The sequence below is a fragment of the Burkholderia sp. SIMBA_051 genome (assembly GCF_046534915.1).
GTDB classification, from domain to species: Bacteria; Pseudomonadota; Gammaproteobacteria; order Burkholderiales; family Burkholderiaceae; genus Burkholderia; species Burkholderia ambifaria.
Window position 1 is genome coordinate 1 of sequence record NZ_JAWRXS010000827.1, and the last position, 239, is coordinate 239.

Below are 239 nucleotides of genomic sequence, written 5' to 3' on the forward strand. Positions count from 1 at the left end.
GGTGTTCGTCCTCCTTGCGGTGGTGGCAGCCGTCCATGAAGTGCTCGAAGTAGTCGAGCACCGAGGTGATGAAGGCCGGGTCGGCCTTGTTGGCCTGCTGCATTTCCTCGATGACCTGATCGAGGGTGATGGCGAGGCGCCACAGGTTGCGGTGCTCGGCCTGCAGGCGGTCCAGCAAGGGGGCCGCGGCGTCGCTGCGCTGGGGCAGCAGGCGGAAGAGGTGTTCGTCCTCCTTGCGG

At 66.5% G+C, this 239-nt stretch carries 1 pseudogene; it reads right to left on the bottom strand.

Going from position 1 to position 239, the window contains the following annotated elements:
• Window positions 1-239: pseudogene (locus tag SB771_RS36760) on the bottom strand (hypothetical protein); the annotation flags it as partial.